Raw genomic sequence first — 18,974 nt, 5'->3', positions numbered from 1 at the left:
CATGAACCGGGATCGTGACCCCACAGGCCCATTTGTCAATCGTGCCGACATGCTCAGGAAACGAATGGAAATGATCGCTGTGCTGGTGAACCGAATAAACGAGGAGGAGATGGAACAGGAGCGGCTGAATTCAAAGAGGAAGGCGGGTTTTATTACTAAAATATTGAAAAATGTTGGTGCGTTTTTACTCCATCGTGTAAAATAGAAAAATCTTGAAACGATGGGGGTCTAAAGTTGGAGGACTGTGTACCTAAAATCGAATTTGAAATGCGAGAGATGGTCAGACGACATTTTACAGTGGACTCATTGATTCAGTACGCCTACTTATTTTTAATGGACAGGCTGAATGAGCAGCTTCCTTTTGGACGCTTGACGGTGCTCCACTACCGGATGTTCGGCGGTGAAGGGGCGGCAGTGTATCGTGCGGCGGCAGCGGTTGAATTTCTTATTCTGGCGACCGATATTTTCGATGATTTGCAGGATCAGGATGCGCCAAAGCAGGCCTGGTCTGAAGCTCCTCTGCCTATAGCACTGCATCTTGCAGCTGCTTTTTTGACCCTTTCGCAGCAAGCGATGATGGATTCTGAATTCGATAGCTCCCATGTCCAAACAACAATGAAAATGATGAATCTTCAATTGCTGCAAGCGGCGAACGGGCAAATGATGGATTTAATGAACGCTGTGTCCGACGAGCAGTCTTATTTTCAGTCGATTAAGCAAAAGTCGGCTGCTTTAATCGTTCATGCCTGTATGACGGGCGTTATGCTGACCGGCCGAGGCTGGCATCCGATTGTAGCGGAATATGCGGTTGAGGTGGGAATGGCGGCTCAAATTAAAAATGACATTCGCGATCTGCTTCGCTGGGATGAGAAAAATGACTTTTTGCAGCGGAAGAAAACGCTTCTTACTCTGTACATGCTTGAGGATGCTGTAGACCAGCATAATTGGATTAGGGATTATTTTGAAGGTCGCTTGAATGAGGCTGATGTAGCGGATAAGCGCGGCCTGCTTGAGGAAGCTTATGAAAAATCCGGTGCCATGCTGTACGGTTCAGTTGTGATGCGCACACATTATAACCGTTTTATGGAGCTCATGGATTCGGTTCCTGAGGTGGCCGGGCATAAGGAAATGCTGTTAAGCATATTGGCTAAAGAATAGCCTGCGAATAACACCGCAATGGTAGTTGCGGTAAATACGAACTAGATTTGCGTTTGCTTGGCTATCATTTCCTGTTATAGTTAACTACAGAAAGATCCTTACACATTCCAAGGAGGAGTTCCAGTGTTGAAAGAATTTATTCGTTCTTTAGCCAAAGACTCGCATATGATGGATTTAGCAATGAGCGGGAACTTGCAAATGGCTGGAGTGACTCCAGCGGAGAAAAAAGCGATTTTTGAAACCCTGAGCATTCAAGCAGATAAGAAGGATAATTACCAAATGGTCTATTGGACTTAAGGTAATGTTCTGCAAGAATTTAGGGGGAGAAAGATGAAGTTGTTGCGCTCAAGGACACTATTGCTTTTTCTCTTCCTGAGTGGGCTTTTCGCTTTACTTGGTTACCTTACAATGGTTATAATTAGTGATCCGTTTATTGGTGTAGTAACTGTGAAGAATTCACAAGGTGAGTACTTGGTTGAGTCCCTTCAGCCAGCAGGACAAGCTGTTCTGAAGGGCATTCATGTTGGGGACGTCATTGAGGAAGTGAATGGAAAACCGGCAGATCAGAATGTGAATATCATCAAGTTTTCTTCCGTAGAGAGAGTCGAAAGTATTGTCGTTGGTGGAAAAACTGGCGAATCAAGAAAAGTGACTTTCAATCGAGGATGGAATGGTGATCATACAGGTTTGGAACTGCTCATTCAACTTTATCTTCCTTGGGCTTCACTGCTATTGTTTCTCGGTTTATCCTCCTTTTTGTATAAGAAAAGGAAAAATGATAGTGCTGCTATTATGCTTATATTATTTTTCTTAGCGATTGGGTTGAGTTATTTTTCTTCAGCCGCAGCCTATCGAAATGATTTGGTAGGTGTTACCGTTATGTATGCGGTAATTCCATTTGTAGCTATTTTATTCTTGTTATTTATGAATATGTACCTGCGAAGATATGGTATTATCTTTATTAGCCCTAAGCTAATATGGTGTTTATCAGCAGCATTCAGCGTCGTTTCATTGTTTTGCCTCGTCTACATTTGGACGAATTTTATTCCGAAACAATTATTTTTAAACGCTAGAATGGTATACCATGCCACACTGATAGTTGGTAATTTCATTTGCGTCTACCAGTTGTTTAGAAAATTCTTTTATTATCGGAATAGCAGGTTCAACTCTTTGTTCAAAATAACGCTGACTTCGCATTTGGCTGCGTTCACTCCATTTACGACAATGAATTTATTGCCGTTGTTGGGAGGAAACATTCAAATTTTGCCAGCGGCGTTCACAGCACCTTTTTTGTTCGTGCTGCCGATCGTTTACTTTTATTTATTAACATCCAACCAATTGTTTGATGTTGATTTTATATTGACCCGATTTAAGTATTATACATTGCTGTCCTTATTGCCGGCGCTTGTCGTTACGATGATGATTGCTGCGATTGTAAGTAGTGACACTGTATTCTCTTGGGTCAGATGGCTTCAAATCTTTATCATTAATTACGCTGTTATGACCCTGTTTCTTTATTCCAAGGAGCAGATTGATCATAAATTTCGTCCCAAGCTTTTTAAAGCGATGTACAGCTACCAAGACAGCCTTGATCGTTTCTCACGCAAAATTGCACGAGTCATGAAGCGGGATGATCTGGAGATGGTGCTGAAAGAAGAAATTGGGGCACTGATTCCGGCTAGCCGAATTGATTTTCTCATTGTAGACCAGATTGAAGCATTGGTTATTCCGGCAGGAGAGCAGGATGATGAGCAGAGTACCGCTATTTTTCTGCTGCAAGTGACTGAATCGCTTCAAGTCGGGGAAGTCGTTGAGCTGCCTCATGGTCTGGGACTAATTATTGGCTGTCAGAAGTCAAAGCAGTACATCGTATGGATTGGCTCCAAAACCAACCATACCCGTTTCAATTCAGATGAGCTTCGTTGGCTCAAGACACTTGCGAATTATGCAAGTATCGTGTTTGAAAACTTATATCTGATTGAAAGCTTAATCGAGGATTTAGAATCTGAGGTTAAGAAGGAGCAGGCTACAACACCTTGGATTTTAAGATTGTTGTTTTGCCTCTCGGAAAATGAACGGCGGAAGCTTGCAGCCGATCTTCATGATTCTGCGCTTCAAGACCAATTATTGTGGTACCGAAGGCTGGAAGCACTCATGCTGGACCATCCGATAACGGAAAAGCTTGAAGTCGAGCTTGACGAAATCAAGGAAGGACTTCTTGATGTCATCCATCAAATTCGGGAAACCTGCAATGAGTTAAGACCGCCGCTGCTTAAGGAAATGGGCATTGTTGAAGCATTGGAATCGATCATTGAGCATACGCAAATGAGAAACAATTTTGCAGTCGATTTTCGGGCCAAGCCTTTCGACAACCTGCTTAACGAAGAGCAGATTACAGCGATTTACCGCATTGTCCAAGAGTTGCTTCGTAATGCTGATAAGCATGCGCGTGCCAATCTGGTCACGTTAGAGTTGGAGCAGAGAACAAACATAGTTTATTTTCACTATAAGGACGATGGGGTCGGCATGGATGTCGATTACATGGAGGCTTCTTTCGAGCATATGGGTTTATCCGGTATTAAAGAAAGAGTCGCTAGCCTTGAAGGTGAAATAACATTCCGGTCGAAACGTGGAAAAGGTCTTGAGGTCATTATTATATTGCCGCAAAATATGACGACTGGCCGATCGGAAAGGGGTTTGCTGCGTGATTCGTATCTTATTAGTTGATGATCATCCATCTGTCGGAGAAGGCACCAAAACGATGATTGAACAAGATCCCGAAATGAAGGTGACGGTTGTATTATCGGCCATGGAAGCGCTGGATGCGATTAGCAACGAAGGATTTGACATTATTTTATGTGACTTGAACATGCCAGGCATAAGCGGTCTTGAGCTTGCAAAACGTTTGATTCAGCAAGATCCGGATCGCAAAGTGCTCATATATACTGGTTATGAAATTAGTACGCACTATAATTTATTGATAGAATGCGGCGTTTCCGGCTTTATCTCTAAGACGGTCTCGCGAGAACAGCTGCATAACGCCATTCGATGCGCTATGCGAGGGGAAGCGGTTATTCCGATTTCACTGCTCAAGCAGCTGCGGCGCAACGAAGTCAAAATTACGCGTGCTGAGAAAGTAATTGAAGAAGTATCGATTAAAGAACGCGATCAGGATATTTTGCAGCAGGTCGCGTACGGCAATAGCAACAAAGATATTGCCATTAAGCTGCATATGAGTCAGCGTACTGTAGAGTACCATCTAACCCGGATTTTTGAAAAGCTTAACGTTAGGTCCCGATCGGAAGCGATCGCAGAGGCAAAACGGCTTGGCATTATCCGACTTGAGCAATTTGTCCCTTGAGTTTTACCGTTGCTGCCTATATATTCGATAGGCAATGACATTTTCATATTGGGATAGCTGTGGCAATCATTGCAAGCTGCAGTCACTTGATCCCCCCAGTAATACCCTAACATTGGTTTCCCTCTCAATGCTTGCGCTTTTATAGCGCAAGCATCTTTTTATATTCTTTTATGACCATGTTCGCCAGTGCTTCCTAATATAAAAGAAGAACATTAACGAATCCGTGTAGCTTGTGATTCGTTAATGTCCTGAAATGTTATTTAATATTATTTGATAGAGGAAGTGATGCAGCAATTACTATTCACTAAGCGTTTCCCATTGCTCATAGGCTTCGCTTAATGCGGTGCGCTTCTGGTCGATTTGTGACTGGATGTCCTGTATACGCATGTAATCGTTGAAAATAGCTGGGTCTGTCAGTTGCAGCTCCAGATCCGCAATGGCTTGCTCTAGCTCGGCAATATCGGCTTCGACCTGCTCCAGCTTGCGCTGACGGCTGCGTTCCTCACGCTTTGCCTGCTTGTCCAACGCGTAATCGCTAACGTTGTCGGAAGGCGCAGTCGCTTTACTGCTAGCAGTCCGCTTAGCTTCTTCCTCCAGCCGTGCTTCTTCGAGTTCATGCTTTTTCTCTATCATTTCGTCATAATTTCCTAGGAAATGTTCGGTGCCCGCAGGTGTCAGTTCGACAATGCGCTCCGCCATTTTATTAAGGAAATAACGGTCATGAGAAATAAAGAGCAGCGTGCCTTCATAATCGAGCAAAGCGGATTCCAGCACTTCCTTGCTGTACAAGTCCAAATGGTTGGTAGGCTCATCCAAAATGAGCACATTGGCTTGAGCCAGCATGAGCTTGGCAAGCGAAACACGAGCTTTCTCGCCGCCACTGAGCGCCGAAATGCGTTTAAGCACATCTTCGCCGCTAAATAGAAAGCTGCCAAGAACAGTTCGAATACGTGATTCCTCCATATGGGGGTAGAGCCCCCAAACTTCTTCCAATACAGTATTCGTCTGATTAAGTCCAGTATGTTCTTGGTCGTAATATCCGAGCTTGACGTTGGACCCCCAGACGATGGTGCCGCTCGAAGGCTGGCGCTGTCCGACAATCGTTTTGAGCAGTGTCGATTTGCCGATACCGTTAGGTCCAATAAGAGCCACCGTCTCGCCACGCTGCAAGCGGAAGGAGACATGCTGGAACAAGGGCTTGTTTTTCTCGTCAAACAGTACGGATAAATCCGATACCTGCAAAACATCTTTGCCGGTTTGACGCTCAATTTGGAACGTGAAATTGGCTTTCTTTAAATCACCCAGTGGTTTATCGAGCACGTCCATTTTGTCGAGCGCTTTACGGCGGCTTTGAGCGCGTTTCGTAGTAGAGGCACGGACAATATTACGCTGAATGAATTGCTCCATCTTGGAAATTTCGTCCTGTTGCTTCTCAAACTGCTTTAGATCGCTTTCGTATTCTGCAGCCTTCAGGTCAATATATCGGCTGTAGTTTCCTGTATAACGTTTAGCAGAATGCCGTTCGATTTCGACAATCGTCTGCACAAGCGCATCGAGGAAATATCGGTCATGAGAGACGACAAGAATCGCGCCGGAATAGCTGCGCAAATAGCCTTCAAGCCAAGTGAGCGTCGGAATATCCAAATAGTTGGTGGGCTCATCGAGCATGAGCAAATCAGGAGCTTGAAGCAAAATACGGGCGAGCGCCAGCCTCGTCTTTTGACCGCCGCTGAGCGTATGGATAGGTGTATCTGGCGGAAAAGTGCCAAAGCCCATGCCGTGAAGAACGCTGTTGATGCGCGTATTGATTTCAAAGCCGCCTTGCTCGCGAAACCAGTCAGAGCGGCGGGAATAGCGGTCGAGTACCTCTTCATAACGCTTTGGCTGTTCATGCAGCACGGGATCAGCAATTTGCTGCTCCAGATCGCGCAGCTCCTGCTCGGCCTCCAGCAAGTGAGCAAATACGGCGCGCATTTCGGCTTCAATGGTGCGGTCGGATTGCAAACCGCTGTTTTGAGCCAAGTAGCCGAGCCGCGTTTCCTTGGCCTTGTGGATGGCACCGGAGTCGAAAGAAATCTCTCCCGCAATGATTTTTAACAGCGTGGACTTGCCGGCGCCATTGACGCCAACGAGTCCGATACGCTCGCGTTCAAGCACCTGCATCGTAATGTTTGACAATATGGGATCTACACCGTAGCTTTTACTTATATTAGAAACTTGAAGCAGCATAAAAAATACCTCCAACGAATAATTGCTTAGCTTTGGCTTGCTTGCTATTTCATTATATATTACCACAAATGCAAGCCGCCATTGGCGAAAGTTGCATAACAATGGTAAACTGAACATAATTGAAATTGAGGAATTGGAAAGGCAGAATAGCGATTATGACGGACAATGAAAAATCGCAAATAAAGGCGGAAAAACAGCGTATTCGAGCGGATGCTGCTAAAGCTCGCGATCGCTTGTCCAAGCAGGATCGGACATTACGGTCTGAGCTTGCTTGCAGCGCATTAAGCGTATGGCTGGAAGAACATCCGGAGCAGCGCGAAATCATGTGTTATGTTCCATTTCGCTCTGAGCTGGACATGTGGCCGCTAATGGAATGGGCGTGGTCAACCGGGCGTGAGGTAATCGTACCCCGTTGTCACCCGCTTGATCGCTCGATGACACTGTACCGGCTGCAATCGCCAGCGGATTTAATGGAGGGTGCATATGGAATCCGTGAGCCTGACCCGGCGAAATGCGAGGAGCTTCCGCAGGGGCATGTGCCAGGCATCATCATCGTCCCAGGCATTCAGTTTGACCGCATAGGCGGACGAATGGGCTATGGCGGAGGTTATTATGACCGATTTGCGGAGCGGGCAGGAGAGACCGGGAAGCGCGCGATGTGGATTGGCGCAGCTTTCGAGGTGCAGGTTGCAGAGCAGGTTCCGATGCAGGAGCATGATTTGAAGATGAACGGAATCGTAACGGAATCCGGGATTCATTTGCTATAGAAGCCGTAAGGGGGAGAGAGTGCTGTGGGATTGACGCATTTTAACGAGCAGGGCAGGGCCAAAATGGTGGATGTAAGCGATAAGGACGTGACGTCTCGCAGTGCTACAGCACAGACGACCGTTACGATGCACAGCGAGACGTTAGAACGGATTAAAGCGGGAACGATAGGCAAAGGCGATGTGCTGGCCGTATCACAGGTTGCAGCCATTATGGCCGCGAAAAAAACATCGGACGTCATTCCGATGTGCCATCCGCTTCCTTTGACTGGCGTGGATGTGCGCTTTGATGACAATGGTGCAGATGAGTTATACATACAGGCAACCGTGAAAACAACAGGTAAAACAGGGGTCGAAATGGAGGCGCTGACAGCAGTTTCGATCGCCGCTCTTACCGTTTACGATATGTGCAAAGCAATTCAGAAGGATATGGTGATTGGCCCGACACATCTTGTTGCAAAGACCGGTGGCAAAAACGGCGATTACCAGTTTCAAGCGGAAGCAGACTCGATAGAAAAATAAAGCAAGGCGGCTGTTTCCAGCGATGGAATCACCCATGATCGGACAAGGGATGGGAGGAACGGTAAATGCAGTGGAAAGTGGCTATTTTGACGGCTAGTGATAAAGGCTCGCGCGGTGAACGTGAAGATACAAGCGCACAAGTTATCAGGGAGCTGGTAGAGGAAGAGCTTGGCGGCGTAATTGTCGATTATCGCATCGTTCCGGATGAGCAGGATGAAATTATGGCAGCCATCATTGAGATGACCGAATATTATCAAGCGGATTTATTGCTGACGACAGGAGGGACAGGACTTGCGATTCGTGATGTGACGCCCGATGCAACATTGCGGGTGGTCGATCGGGTTATTCCAGGTCTTTCAGAAGCGATGAGGTTTGGCGCTATTCAAAAGACGAGAAGCGCCATGCTGTCCCGAGGTGTATGCGGCATCCGTGGCAAGTCGCTGATTGTTAATTTGCCGGGTAGCCCGAAAGGTGTCCATGAAAGCTTAATGGCCATTATGGATCAACTGCCTCAAGCCCTTGAGATTATTTCCGGTACACAGGGAGAGGACGTATTATGAGCAGCGCCGGGGAGCATAAGCAGCAAGGGCAAGCAGCCACAGCGGCCGAGCTGAGTTTGGAAACCAAGACGGTGCTAAAGGAAGTATCCGTCTACGATGCCATTGGTTTGCGGCTGGCTCATGACCTCACCCGCATTGTACCGGGTGAGTTTAAAGGCCGGATTTTTAAAAAAGGCCATATTATAACCGAAGCTGACATTCCGAATCTGCTCGATATTGGCAAGGAGCATATTTACATTATGGAGCTTGCTCCTGGTGAGCTGCACGAGGATGATGCTGCAAGCAGGATGGCAAAGGCGCTTTGCGGAGACGGCATTTGGCTAAGCGAACCGCATGAAGGTAAAGTAAGCATGAAATCCGAGCTGCTTGGGCTTGTTGAGGTTGACGAAGCGCTGGTGCATGCCATTAATTCGCTCGGGGAAATTGCGCTTGCGACGGTAAAGACGAATAGCGTAGTGAAGAAGGATGGACAGCTTGCGGCTACTCGCGCTATTCCGCTTGTCGTGCCGGAATCCAAGGTAGAGGAAGTTGAGCGCTTGGCAGCAGAGTATCGCTCGGCACATGAGGGCGCAGCGCCCGTTCGTGTAAAGCCATTTCGCAAGCTGCGAGTTGGTCTGCTGACGACGGGCGGGGAAGTATTCGGCGGGAGGATCGAGGATAAATTCGGTCCCGCTGTCCGCAGCAAGCTGGAAGCCTTCGGCTCAGAGGTCATCGAGCAGCGTTTTGCTCCCGACGACAAGCAGGTGATTGTTAATGAAATTAACTATTTGCTTAGGCAAGATTATGATATGATATTGGTAACAGGCGGAATGTCTGTCGATCCTGACGACCGCACACCAGGGGCAATTAAGGCGTCGGGTGCACACATCGTTAGCTATGGAACGCCAATGCTGCCTGGATCCATGCTGTTAATGGGTTATTTGAACGAAGTGCCAATACTCGGCTTACCGGGATGCGTCATGCATGACCCGTTTACTTCATTCGATGTCCTGCTGGCACGCATACTTGCTGGGCATCAAATTGTGAAGGAAGATATTACACAGCTCGGTTATGGCGGTTTGTACGGATGCTGAGTTAGAACAGACATCCAAGAGTGAGAAGGAGGTAGACGATTATGCCATCTATTGGTGCAACGGGAATTATTTTGCTGGTGCTAGTGGCCCTGCTGTTGTTTGGTCCTAACAAGCTGCCTGAATTGGGCAGAGCTTTCGGTCGGACGCTTAAGGAGTTTAAAGCGGGTGCAAGAGATGTAATGGATGACGAGCCAAAGGACAAAGAGGAGAAACGGATCGACGTTTCCAAATCAGACAATACTGAGTCGAATAACAAGCGGCTGCCGGATTAATCGGGCCCGCTTTTTTTCTGGAAGGAGATTGTGACAGATGGGAATCAGGCAAGACGAAGCTACTGAGCAACCCTTTAATCGCGAACGGCTGCGTGAGGAAGGCCTGATGCCGCTGCTGGAGCATGTCGGAGAGCTTCGCAAACGGATTTTTTATATGCTGCTCGTTATCTTGGTGGGCCTCATTGCCGGTTTGTTTGTGGCGAAGCCTGCTTATGATTTCATTATGAGCCTTGAGCCAGCGCGCTCTCTGCCGATGCATACGTTCTCCTTGTGGGACGGGGTCGGCGTCTATATGAAATTCGCGCTCGTCATAGCGCTTATTATTACGATTCCATTTACCGCGTATCAGCTATGGGCTTTCGTAAAGCCAGCTTTGCATGTCAAGGAACAGCGGGCGACGCTTAAATATATTCCATTCGCTTTATTGATGTTTTTGGTAGGGCTGTCGTTTTCTTATTTTGTCGTTTTTCCACTCGCGTTTCATTTCACCAGAAATATTTCGGACAGTTTGGACTTGGTGGAGACGTTCGGAATTATTCAATATTTCACCTTTATGTTTAATATATTGATTCCCATTTCGCTGTTATTTGAGCTGCCGCTGGTCATTATGTTTTTGACCGCAATCCGGATTTTGAATCCGATCCGTTTGCGCAAAATGCGCCGCATTTCTTATTTCATTATGATTTTTATTGGGGTCTTAGTGACGCCGCCCGATTTTGTATCGGATGCGCTCGTGGCCATCCCATTACTCGGTTTATATGAAATGAGCGTTTTCCTGTCCGCTGCAATATACCGCAGGCAGCTTGCTGCAGACAAGCTGCGGGAAGAGGAAATGAACGAAGAAGCCTCATAGCTTCGTGTGCGAGCATCATTACATAAATCCCCATTTCCATTGCTTTCATAGCAGTGGACACGGGGATTTTTCTGATTTTATGCCAGGCATCATTATTTTCATGTTGACAATTTTCGAAGCAAAATATAGTATTGAAACAGTTGTTTAAATCGATTGTTTAAAACATTTGTTTAAACCAGATAAATAGACACAGACAGGATGGGATTGGCGATGAAAAACACGATTCAAGCTTTTATGAAGCGTCCAACAACAATTGTTGGTATTATTACAGCGCTTATGTTTCAAATTGTATTTTCAGTTATATGGATGACAGGTTATAATGGAGTGACCGATCGTATTGATAAACTGCATATTGCAGTAGTCAATGAAGATCAACAGTTCGGCGCGCAAATCGCAGGTTCTTTAGTCGGCAATTTGCCCTTTCAAATGTCGCAGCCTGCAAGTCTTGAGGATGCGAAGCAGCAGCTTAACGCACGTGAGCTGCAAATGATTATTTATTTCCCTGCTGATTTTTCGCAAAAGGCGATGGCGGCAGATGGCAAAGCGGATATTGGCTATTTTATCAATGAATCCAACCCTGCTTTAATTAAGAGCATTATGAGCAATGTTGCCGCAGAGGTAACGAAGGAAGCCAATGCACAGGCGATAGAGCAAGGCATCGCAGGTACGCTTGGCAAGGCAGGCGTTCCGGCGGAGCAGGCGGAGGTTGCTGGCCAAAGCTTAGCGCAGCGTATTACGGCAAACATTGAATCAATGAACCCGGTCAAAGGCATGAGCAATCAAATGGTTCCGATGATGATGGTGCTCGCTTCTTATGTTGGCGCGATGATTATGGGGATGAACCTGGAGCAATCATCGATGATGGTTAGTGCTGTAGCAGGTCGCTGGAAGCGTTTTGCAGCTCGAAGCATGATTACGGCAGGTGCGGCAATTGGCGTATCTCTTGTAGGCTCTTCTTTGCTCGCTGCATTTAATGGACAAATGGAGCAGGGTTTCTTGAAGCTTTGGCTGTTCCAGCTCATGTTCGTGCTTGCGTTTATGTTTGTCTCTCAAATGTTCTTATATGTATTTGGCATGGCTGGCATGCTGTTTAATATTATTGCACTGTCCGCGCAGCTCGTTTCATCTGGTGCGATTGTGCCGCGTGAGCTGCTGCCGGATTTTTATGTGAAGCTTGGAGAGGCGCTTCCTGCAACTTATGCAGTTGAGGGGCTAATGAATGTGCTGTTCGGTGGTAAAGGGATTGGAAGCGAGGTTGTGGCACTGGCTATTATTGCGATCATCGGATTTGTGATCAGCATGGCAGCGGTTGGCTTGAAGAAGCAGCTTGCGCCGAAGCCGGGGCAAATGGCAATGAAGTCAAACTAATTCGTTTCCGCGCTTTCTAATCAGCCCCAAGTGTTTGCGTCAAATAAAGTGGTTGCCGTTAGGAGGCTGAGATGAAAGCTGCGGATATCGATGTGAAAATGAGAATTTTGCTGGCAGCGAAAAAGCTGTTTGCCGCTCAAGGCTTTGACAGGACATCCGTCCGGCAAATTTGTGAGGAAGCGGGCGCGAATGTGGCGCTGATCTCTTATTATTTTGGCGGGAAAGATAATTTGTTTTTCGCACTGTTTGAAGCTTTTTTTCCTAGCAGGGGCATCGCTTCTATCGCTCAGGATATGGAACCGCTTGAAGGCATGAAGCTCGTTATTCGGGAGCTGCTCACCTTTCGTTATCAGGATGCTGAGCTATCCTACATCATTCAATGCGAGTTTGCGCTGCATACACCGCGGATTGAAATGATTCAGGAGCGCGTCCTGCCGCTCTGGCAGCTGATACATCAATGGCTGCTGAAGGGGCGTGAGCAGGGAGTGTTTGAATTCCATTCCATTCATACGGCTTTTACGGCGGTCAGCTCAACCCTGCTTTTTCCGAAAGGAAATATCCACATGCTGGTGCTTATGGGCGAGGATACGTCTACGCTGGAGGAGCGGATTGCGGATACGACGGCTTTTATTCTCAAAGCGTTAAAGCCTTCGGAGCAAGCTGAATAAGCTTATCCATAAACAAGAGAAAACCAACTTCAACTCCGTTATTGCAAGCGGGAGGTGAAGTTGGTTTTTTTTCGCCTAAGTATGGATGCTCACATTTTTCTTCATCATCAGGTAAGCGGCTTCCGCATCGCGGGCTTCCAGCGCGTCAATGATCGCCTGATGCTCCTTGACACCTACCTGGGCAATGAAAGTAGGCTGTTTAATAAATAAATACTTATAGCGGCGAAGGTGCATTTGCAGCGAGGAGGTGAATGATTGAATATAGGCATTATCCGCCAGCTCCAAAATGACATTATGGAATTCCTCATCATATTCGATCGCTTCATATGGTTTATTCTCCTGAATGCATTTCGCAAACTGGGCGTTCAGCTCGTTAAGGCGGGCTATATGCTCCGGCTGAATATGCGGCACTGCAAGCTCTGCCGCGAGAGCATTCAGCGCAACAAGCGGCGCATAAAGCTTAGGCATATCCTCTTCTTCAATCATCGTCACTCTTGTTTCCTTACTGGGCATCATTTGCACAAGCCCTTGTACTTCAAGCAATTGCAGCGCTTCGCGAATCGGCGTCCGGCTGACGCCAAGTGCATCTGCAAGCTCAGCATCAATCAGCTTTTCTCCAGGCTGAAGCGTGCCTTCTATAATCCATTTCTGGAGCTGAGCTAAAGCTCTGTCCTTCGCAGATATTCTTAGCGGCGAGGAATAATTAGTCGGTATCGGCATTACATCACCTTCTTCAAAAAAATTAAATTACAGCTCTCAAACGGCGTTTTTGGCTACCTCCTATCATATATCGAAGCAGCAAGAGGGTGCAAATGGATTAAAGTAAGCTCTGTTTAGACAAAAAGCAATCGGGAAAATAAACCTTGCTATATCATACATAATCAGAATATAATATGCAATATATCGCATATCAAACATCGATTTTTACTTCGAAAAAGGAGAACCTGATGTCAACCAATCAAGCTGCTATTCGGCCGACCAATGTGGCGGCCACTACTTTTTTTCCGATTTTGTTTGCTGCAAGCTCGGTACATTTGCTCAATGATACGATTCAAGCGATTGTGCCTGCACTGTATCCGGTGCTTAAAGATTCTTTTTCATTAACCTTTTCGCAAATTGGTCTTATTACTTTAATCATTAATTTGACGGCAGCGATTTTACAGCCACTTATTGGCATTTTCACCGATAAACGGCCGATTCCAAGGCTGCTGCCGATCGGTGTTCTTTTCACCCTTGCGGGTGTGCTGGTGCTGTCCTTCTCGGCGTATTATTGGATGATCCTCGTTGCGGTTATGCTGATTGGGGTCGGGTCAGCGATATTTCATCCGGAATCGGCGCGGGTAGCTTATTTGGCAGGCGGGGCACGCAAAGGACTTGCGCAATCGATTTTTCAGTTTGGCGGAAATATTGGACAAGCGCTTGCTCCGATCATGACGGCGTTGCTGTTCGTACATACGGGGCAAAAGGGTGTCGTTTGGTTTTCCCTGCTGCTCGTTGTCGGTTTCATGCTGCAAAGCTACGTCGCCAGATGGTATACGAAGCACTTGAAGGCCGAGAAGGAGCGCAAGGGGACGGTGCAAAATTATCCGTTTGCAAGAAGCGGCCTCTCTAAGACAAGAGTAGCGTTTGCGGTTACGATTATAATGATTTTGGTCTTTTCTAAATATGTTTATATTTCAGCGTTAACGAGCTATTATTCTTTTTATGCCATAGAAAAATTCGGGGTATCGACCAGCCAGGCGCAAATGATTCTGTTCGTATTCCTGGTTGCCAACGTTATTGGGCTGCTGTTCGGCGGCATGCTAGCGGATAAATTCAGCCGCCGTGCGCTGATCTGGTTTTCGATTTTGGGGACGGCTCCCTTTTCACTCGCCCTGCCGTATGCGAATTTAACGTTTTCCGTCATCTTGATCTTTTTTGCGGGGTTGATTTTGGCTTCGGCGTTCTCGATCATTATGGTGTATACGAACGAGCTTCTGCCAGGGAAGGTCGGGCTCGTATCAGGCATTTTCTTCGGCCTTGCTTTCGGGCTTGGCGGAGCGGGCTCGGCCATTCTTGGCAATCTTGCTGATGCGACAAGCATTGTGTTCGTTATCCAGTGCTGCTCGTATTTGCCGCTGCTGGGGCTGTTCACCGTATTTCTCCCCTCCGACAAAAAGAATAAGCCGCTGCAAGCGTAAGCGAAAATAGGAAAGAGCGATGATTGGCGCCGGAAGGTGCTGGTCATCGCTTTTTTGCTTGCCAACTGCGTAAGCTTGCCTGCGATAAAGTCAAAATAATGATATAGGTTGGCAAAATACCGTCACAGCGCGGACGGCTTTTTTTCTATGATAAAGGTATCCATTATAGATCGAGGTGAAGGCTCATGAATCCGCTACAAGAAACAACGGCCGAGCAGAAGCATTCAGGCAAACGGCAGCTGGCGGCGAGGCGGTCAACCGGCGCGATCCAGCGAAAAGAAACGCTCGCGGGTTTTCTGTTCGTAGGCCCGATGCTGATAGGAGTGACGGTGCTGACGCTGCTGCCGATACTCGCAACCTTTGGGCTGTCGCTGGCAGACTGGAATTTTATTGCTGGCTTTGATGGCCTGAAATGGGTCGGCTTCGATAATTTTGAGCGGCTGGCGAAGGATGCGGCATTTCTTAAATCGCTTAAAAATAATGCGTACTTTCTGCTGACCGTTCCCGCCTATTTGGCAGTTTCGATGTTTCTCGCGATTATGATCGACAAGCATGTGTATTTGAAAAGCTATTTTAAGGTTGCTTATTTCATGCCGTACATTTCCAGCATAGTAGCGGTGGCTATCGTCTGGCAGGTGCTTTTTCACCCGTCAGCGGGGCCGGTTAATCAGTTGCTTATGGCGCTCGGGATTGAAAATCCACCCAAATGGATTGCAGATCCGAAATACGCTCTTCCGTCGCTCATGATGATTACGGTTTGGACGGCTATCGGCTTTAATATGATCGTGTATATTGCTGGACTTCAATCCATTCCGCGGGATTTGTATGAGGCGGCCGATATTGATGGGGCAAACGCTTGGGTGAAATTCAAAAGCATTACGTTCCCGCAGCTGTCGTCGACCTCGTTCTTTCTGCTTGTAACGGGCATTATCTCGACGTTCAAGGTATTTGATTTAATTGCGATTTTGACCAAGGGCGGGCCACTTTCCTCGACTAGCATGATCGTCTGGTATTTATACGATACGGCGTTCGTCAATTTAAAAATCGGCTATGCCTCATCAATGGCGGTTATCCTATTTGCTTGTGTGCTGCTCATTACCCTTCTGCAATGGGCCTTGCAGAAGAAGTGGGTGAATTATTAATAGCATTTTTATAAGGGAGGCAAGAAGAGAATGAACCAGAAAACGATAAATACGGTTCGCAAGTCGATTTTCACGGTGCTAATGATGGGGATGAGCATAATGTTCCTGCTGCCCTTCGTCTGGATGCTTTCGACTTCCTTCAAAATCGAGGCGGATGTATTCACCTATCCCATTCAATGGCTACCGAAAACGTGGCATGTCATCGAAAATTACAAGGAAGTGTGGAATGGGCAATTTCCGTTCTATAAATACTATTTGAATTCTATTAAAATTACAGTAGTCACGACGATATTATCGTGTATGGTATCCGCGCTTGCTGCATATGGCTTCTCCAAAATCCAGTTTGCAGCAGGAAAATATTTGTTTCTTATCGTACTTGCCACTTATATGATTCCGCAGCAGGCGATTTTGGTGCCGCAGTTTATTTTGTATCGCTCGATTGGTTTTTTCGACAGCCATGTGGGACTCATTTTGCTTGGCAGCTTCAGCGTGCTTGGCACCTTCATGCTGCGCCAGTTTTTTATGGGCGTTCATAATGAATATATTGAATCGGCGAAAATCGACGGGGCGGGGCATGGCCGAATTTTTATGCAAATTGCGTTTCCGCTCGTGCGTCCCGCCGTTGCAACGTATGCGATTTTGCGCTTCATTTGGACTTGGAATGACTATCAGAATCCGCTGATTTTCCTGCGCACAGACAGCCTGTATACGATTCAATTGGCGATGCAAAAGTTTACGACCATTAACGGCGAGTTTTATTCGCTCATTATGGCGGCTGCCGTATCGTCCATCGTGCCGCTGCTGATCATTTTCGTCATTGGACAAAAAAGCGTCATCGAGGGCATTGCAATGGGCGGCGTAAAGGGCTAGTAGGGTCAGTCGCAGGATATGCAGCGGCGATACTTGCCCCAAGCAGGCTTCTAGGGGAAGTCAAAATAGTCGTAAATGTAGTCAATATTGTAGTATAGGAGCGGGCAGCCGCATTGCTACAATAACGATAGATAGAAAGCGCATACAAACATATTTCAGACAGCTATCGTTATTTTTTATTTTTGAGGAGGAGGGTTTGCATGTTTAGAAAAATGAAATGGTTATCGCTTATGCTGATGTCGATTATGATGGTGGCGGCAGGCTGCTCATCAGGTGGAAACGCAAATAGCGGCGGGGGAGCGGCTTCGCCAGCATCGAGCAGCGGTACGGAAAGCCCGGCGCAGGCGGCTGATGAAGAGGTTACGATTAAGCTGCATACGTTCGGCAACGAGGCGAGCTATAATTGGAAGCAGACGATTGCGGCATTTGAGGAGAAAAATCCAAACATCAAGGTTGATGTCGTCGTATTGAGCGAGAAGGGCGATACGCAGGAGGCGATTCAGAAGCTGGATCTTGCCGCATCCTCCAATGAGCAGATGGATGTCATCATGTTCAGTGATCCTGCTGGCTATGCGCAGCGCGTTGGTCTGGGCATGGTTGCTCCGATTGATGATTTTATTGCTAAAGAAGGCTTTAAGGTTAATCAGGAGTACAAGGTCGATACGATGCTGGACGGCAAATATTATGCGCTGCCAGGCAAGTTCAACCCTTGGTATGTGCTGCTGAACAAGACGCAGCTGGCCGCTGCGGGGCTAGAGGTGCCAACCGAATGGACATGGGATGACTTTATGAGCTATGCGAAGACGCTTACGACAGGCGACGGGGCATCGAAGCATTACGGCACGTATTTCCATGGTCCGCAAAATGGCGGCTGGATGGAGTTTCTGAAGCTGGCGCTGGCGAATCAGCCGGATAATACCGAGTTTTTGAAGGCGGATGGCACGTCCAATCTGGATAATCCGCTCATGCGCAAAACGCTGGAGCTGCGTGTGCAGATGGAGAAGCAGGATAAATCGGCATCCCCATACACCGATATGATTTCGCAGAAGCTGCATTACCGCAACCAGTTTTTCAATCAGGCAGTCAGCATGGTCATGATTGGCAGCTGGATGAACACGGAGCTTGGCGGAACGGAGCAGTTCCCGCTTAACTTTGAAGTGGCGGTCGCTCCGATTCCGAAAAATGCAGCGGCAGACGAAGGCGGCTACACGATGGTGACGACGGATTATGTGTCGGTTGCGGCTTCCTCCAAGCATAAGGATGCAGCGTACCAGTTTGTTCGCTGGTATACGACCGAAGGACAGATCGCTCAAGGTAAAAATGTTCCGTCCTGGAATGGCATTGACGATTCCCAGCTGGAAACGATTATTGATACGATTTTGAGCGGTACGGCAAATCCGGAGAAGGTCGACAAGCAGTCATTGCTGTCGGTGCTGAAAAACGCCAAATCGTCCAAAATCATTCCGCCTGTTACGTATCAATCTGAAATTTATAAAGTGATCAATGAGGAGTATGAGAAGCTGATCTTTGATCAGCAGGATATTGATCAGACGATTGCCGCTTTGCAGGAGCGTGTGCAGCAGGTGATTGATTCGAATAAAAAGTAGCAGTAGGAGCGTGTGGTGGAAGGTATAGGGAGAAGTGCAGAGCTGTTGCTGCACTTCTTTTTGCCTGAAACCGCAGAAAATCAATAATGGCGTTCTTTATACAATGGTGCTCTTTGCGTTGCTCGCGGACAGTAAAGTCCCTATTTTCCCATTTTCGGTCCTTTTTCACATCGCTGCGGACCGTGAGGCCGTTATATCCCTCAAACTAGGCTCATTTCATGTTATGCAGCACATATAGCGGCTTCTGAGTCCGCGAGCACGGCCAAAGCTTGCTTTGCTCACCAATAACGGCCTCACTGTCCGACACAAGGTCATTTCCATTTAAACAGCTTCATCTTAGGGCCAAA

19 protein-coding genes are annotated in these 18,974 nt (G+C 47.1%); 17 read left to right on the top strand and 2 right to left on the bottom strand.

Features of this window, described 5'->3' with window-relative positions; genetic code table 11:
- The first annotated feature begins 1 nt into the window (after position 1).
- The 5 genes from MHB80_RS24375 (at position 2) to MHB80_RS24355 (ending at position 4,519) form a co-directional block, all read left to right on the top strand.
- A complete protein-coding gene (locus MHB80_RS24375) occupies positions 2 to 205 on the top strand; it encodes a hypothetical protein (protein WP_341279394.1) in 204 nt (67 codons plus the stop codon).
- Between the two features lie 29 nt (positions 206 to 234).
- Positions 235 to 1,158 carry a polyprenyl synthetase family protein gene (locus MHB80_RS24370; protein ID WP_341279393.1) on the top strand — a complete coding sequence of 308 codons (924 nt, stop codon included), beginning with the start codon at positions 235 to 237 and terminating at the stop codon, positions 1,156 to 1,158.
- A 123-nt stretch (positions 1,159 to 1,281) separates the two neighbouring features.
- Positions 1,282 to 1,455 (top strand): competence pheromone ComX, encoded by a 174-nt coding sequence (gene comX / locus MHB80_RS24365; RefSeq protein WP_341279392.1) that lies wholly within the window; start codon positions 1,282 to 1,284, stop codon positions 1,453 to 1,455.
- Positions 1,456 to 1,605: 150 nt separating this feature from the next.
- Complete coding sequence (locus tag MHB80_RS24360; RefSeq protein ID WP_341279391.1) at positions 1,606 to 3,885, top strand: ATP-binding protein; 2,280 nt, start codon at positions 1,606 to 1,608, stop codon at positions 3,883 to 3,885.
- A complete protein-coding gene (locus MHB80_RS24355) occupies positions 3,863 to 4,519 on the top strand; it encodes a response regulator transcription factor (protein ID WP_046229099.1) in 657 nt (218 codons plus the stop codon). Before MHB80_RS24360 ends, MHB80_RS24355 begins: the two co-directional genes overlap by 23 nt.
- A 297-nt stretch (positions 4,520 to 4,816) precedes the next feature.
- On the opposite strand, the gene MHB80_RS24350 is transcribed toward MHB80_RS24355, so the two are convergent.
- Entirely contained in the window at positions 4,817 to 6,748 is a 1,932-nt protein-coding gene (locus MHB80_RS24350) for an ABC-F family ATP-binding cassette domain-containing protein (RefSeq protein WP_341279390.1), read from the bottom strand.
- Positions 6,749 to 6,903: 155 nt separating this feature from the next.
- Between MHB80_RS24350 and MHB80_RS24345 the strand changes: the two genes are divergently transcribed.
- The 8 genes from MHB80_RS24345 (at position 6,904) to MHB80_RS24310 (ending at position 12,828) form a co-directional block, all read left to right on the top strand.
- Entirely contained in the window at positions 6,904 to 7,515 is a 612-nt protein-coding gene (locus MHB80_RS24345) for a 5-formyltetrahydrofolate cyclo-ligase (protein ID WP_341279389.1), read from the top strand.
- Between the two features lie 24 nt (positions 7,516 to 7,539).
- Positions 7,540 to 8,034 (top strand): cyclic pyranopterin monophosphate synthase MoaC, encoded by a 495-nt coding sequence (gene moaC / locus MHB80_RS24340; protein ID WP_338552938.1) that lies wholly within the window; start codon positions 7,540 to 7,542, stop codon positions 8,032 to 8,034.
- A 65-nt stretch (positions 8,035 to 8,099) separates the two neighbouring features.
- Positions 8,100 to 8,594: a MogA/MoaB family molybdenum cofactor biosynthesis protein gene (locus tag MHB80_RS24335; RefSeq protein ID WP_341279388.1), complete on the top strand. Its 495-nt coding sequence runs from the start codon at positions 8,100 to 8,102 to the stop codon at positions 8,592 to 8,594.
- Positions 8,595 to 8,650: 56 nt separating this feature from the next.
- Entirely contained in the window at positions 8,651 to 9,667 is a 1,017-nt protein-coding gene (locus MHB80_RS24330; RefSeq protein WP_341283065.1) for a molybdopterin-binding protein, read from the top strand.
- A 41-nt stretch (positions 9,668 to 9,708) separates the two neighbouring features.
- Positions 9,709 to 9,939 carry a twin-arginine translocase TatA/TatE family subunit gene (tatA, locus tag MHB80_RS24325; protein ID WP_046229102.1) on the top strand — a complete coding sequence of 77 codons (231 nt, stop codon included), beginning with the start codon at positions 9,709 to 9,711 and terminating at the stop codon, positions 9,937 to 9,939.
- Between the two features lie 37 nt (positions 9,940 to 9,976).
- Complete coding sequence (gene tatC / locus MHB80_RS24320; RefSeq protein WP_341279387.1) at positions 9,977 to 10,792, top strand: twin-arginine translocase subunit TatC; 816 nt, start codon at positions 9,977 to 9,979, stop codon at positions 10,790 to 10,792.
- A 210-nt stretch (positions 10,793 to 11,002) separates the two neighbouring features.
- On the top strand, positions 11,003 to 12,160 hold the full coding sequence (locus MHB80_RS24315) for an ABC transporter permease (RefSeq protein WP_341279386.1): 1,158 nt from the start codon (positions 11,003 to 11,005) through the stop codon (positions 12,158 to 12,160).
- Positions 12,161 to 12,231: 71 nt separating this feature from the next.
- Positions 12,232 to 12,828: a TetR family transcriptional regulator gene (locus MHB80_RS24310; RefSeq protein WP_341279385.1), complete on the top strand. Its 597-nt coding sequence runs from the start codon at positions 12,232 to 12,234 to the stop codon at positions 12,826 to 12,828.
- 75 nt (positions 12,829 to 12,903) lie between these two features.
- Here MHB80_RS24310 and MHB80_RS24305 read toward each other — a convergent pair whose 3' ends face one another.
- On the bottom strand, positions 12,904 to 13,548 hold the full coding sequence (locus tag MHB80_RS24305; protein WP_341279384.1) for a GntR family transcriptional regulator: 645 nt from the start codon (positions 13,546 to 13,548) through the stop codon (positions 12,904 to 12,906).
- A gap of 227 nt (positions 13,549 to 13,775) precedes the next feature.
- Between MHB80_RS24305 and MHB80_RS24300 the strand changes: the two genes are divergently transcribed.
- From MHB80_RS24300 to MHB80_RS24285, 4 genes are all read left to right on the top strand, one after another.
- Entirely contained in the window at positions 13,776 to 15,008 is a 1,233-nt protein-coding gene (locus MHB80_RS24300; protein WP_341279383.1) for an MFS transporter, read from the top strand.
- 185 nt (positions 15,009 to 15,193) lie between these two features.
- Positions 15,194 to 16,150: a sugar ABC transporter permease gene (locus MHB80_RS24295; RefSeq protein ID WP_341279382.1), complete on the top strand. Its 957-nt coding sequence runs from the start codon at positions 15,194 to 15,196 to the stop codon at positions 16,148 to 16,150.
- Positions 16,151 to 16,180: 30 nt separating this feature from the next.
- Positions 16,181 to 17,020 (top strand): carbohydrate ABC transporter permease, encoded by an 840-nt coding sequence (locus tag MHB80_RS24290; RefSeq protein WP_341279381.1) that lies wholly within the window; start codon positions 16,181 to 16,183, stop codon positions 17,018 to 17,020.
- Between the two features lie 200 nt (positions 17,021 to 17,220).
- Positions 17,221 to 18,627, top strand: a complete 1,407-nt coding sequence (locus tag MHB80_RS24285) for an extracellular solute-binding protein (protein WP_341279380.1) — start codon at positions 17,221 to 17,223, stop codon at positions 18,625 to 18,627.
- The last annotated feature ends 347 nt before the right edge of the window (positions 18,628 to 18,974 follow it).

The organism is Paenibacillus sp. FSL H8-0537 (assembly GCF_038051995.1).
Lineage (GTDB): Bacteria > Bacillota > Bacilli > Paenibacillales > Paenibacillaceae > Pristimantibacillus.
Note: the sequence above shows the minus strand (reverse complement) of the source record. Positions and strands in the feature narration are given on the sequence as shown.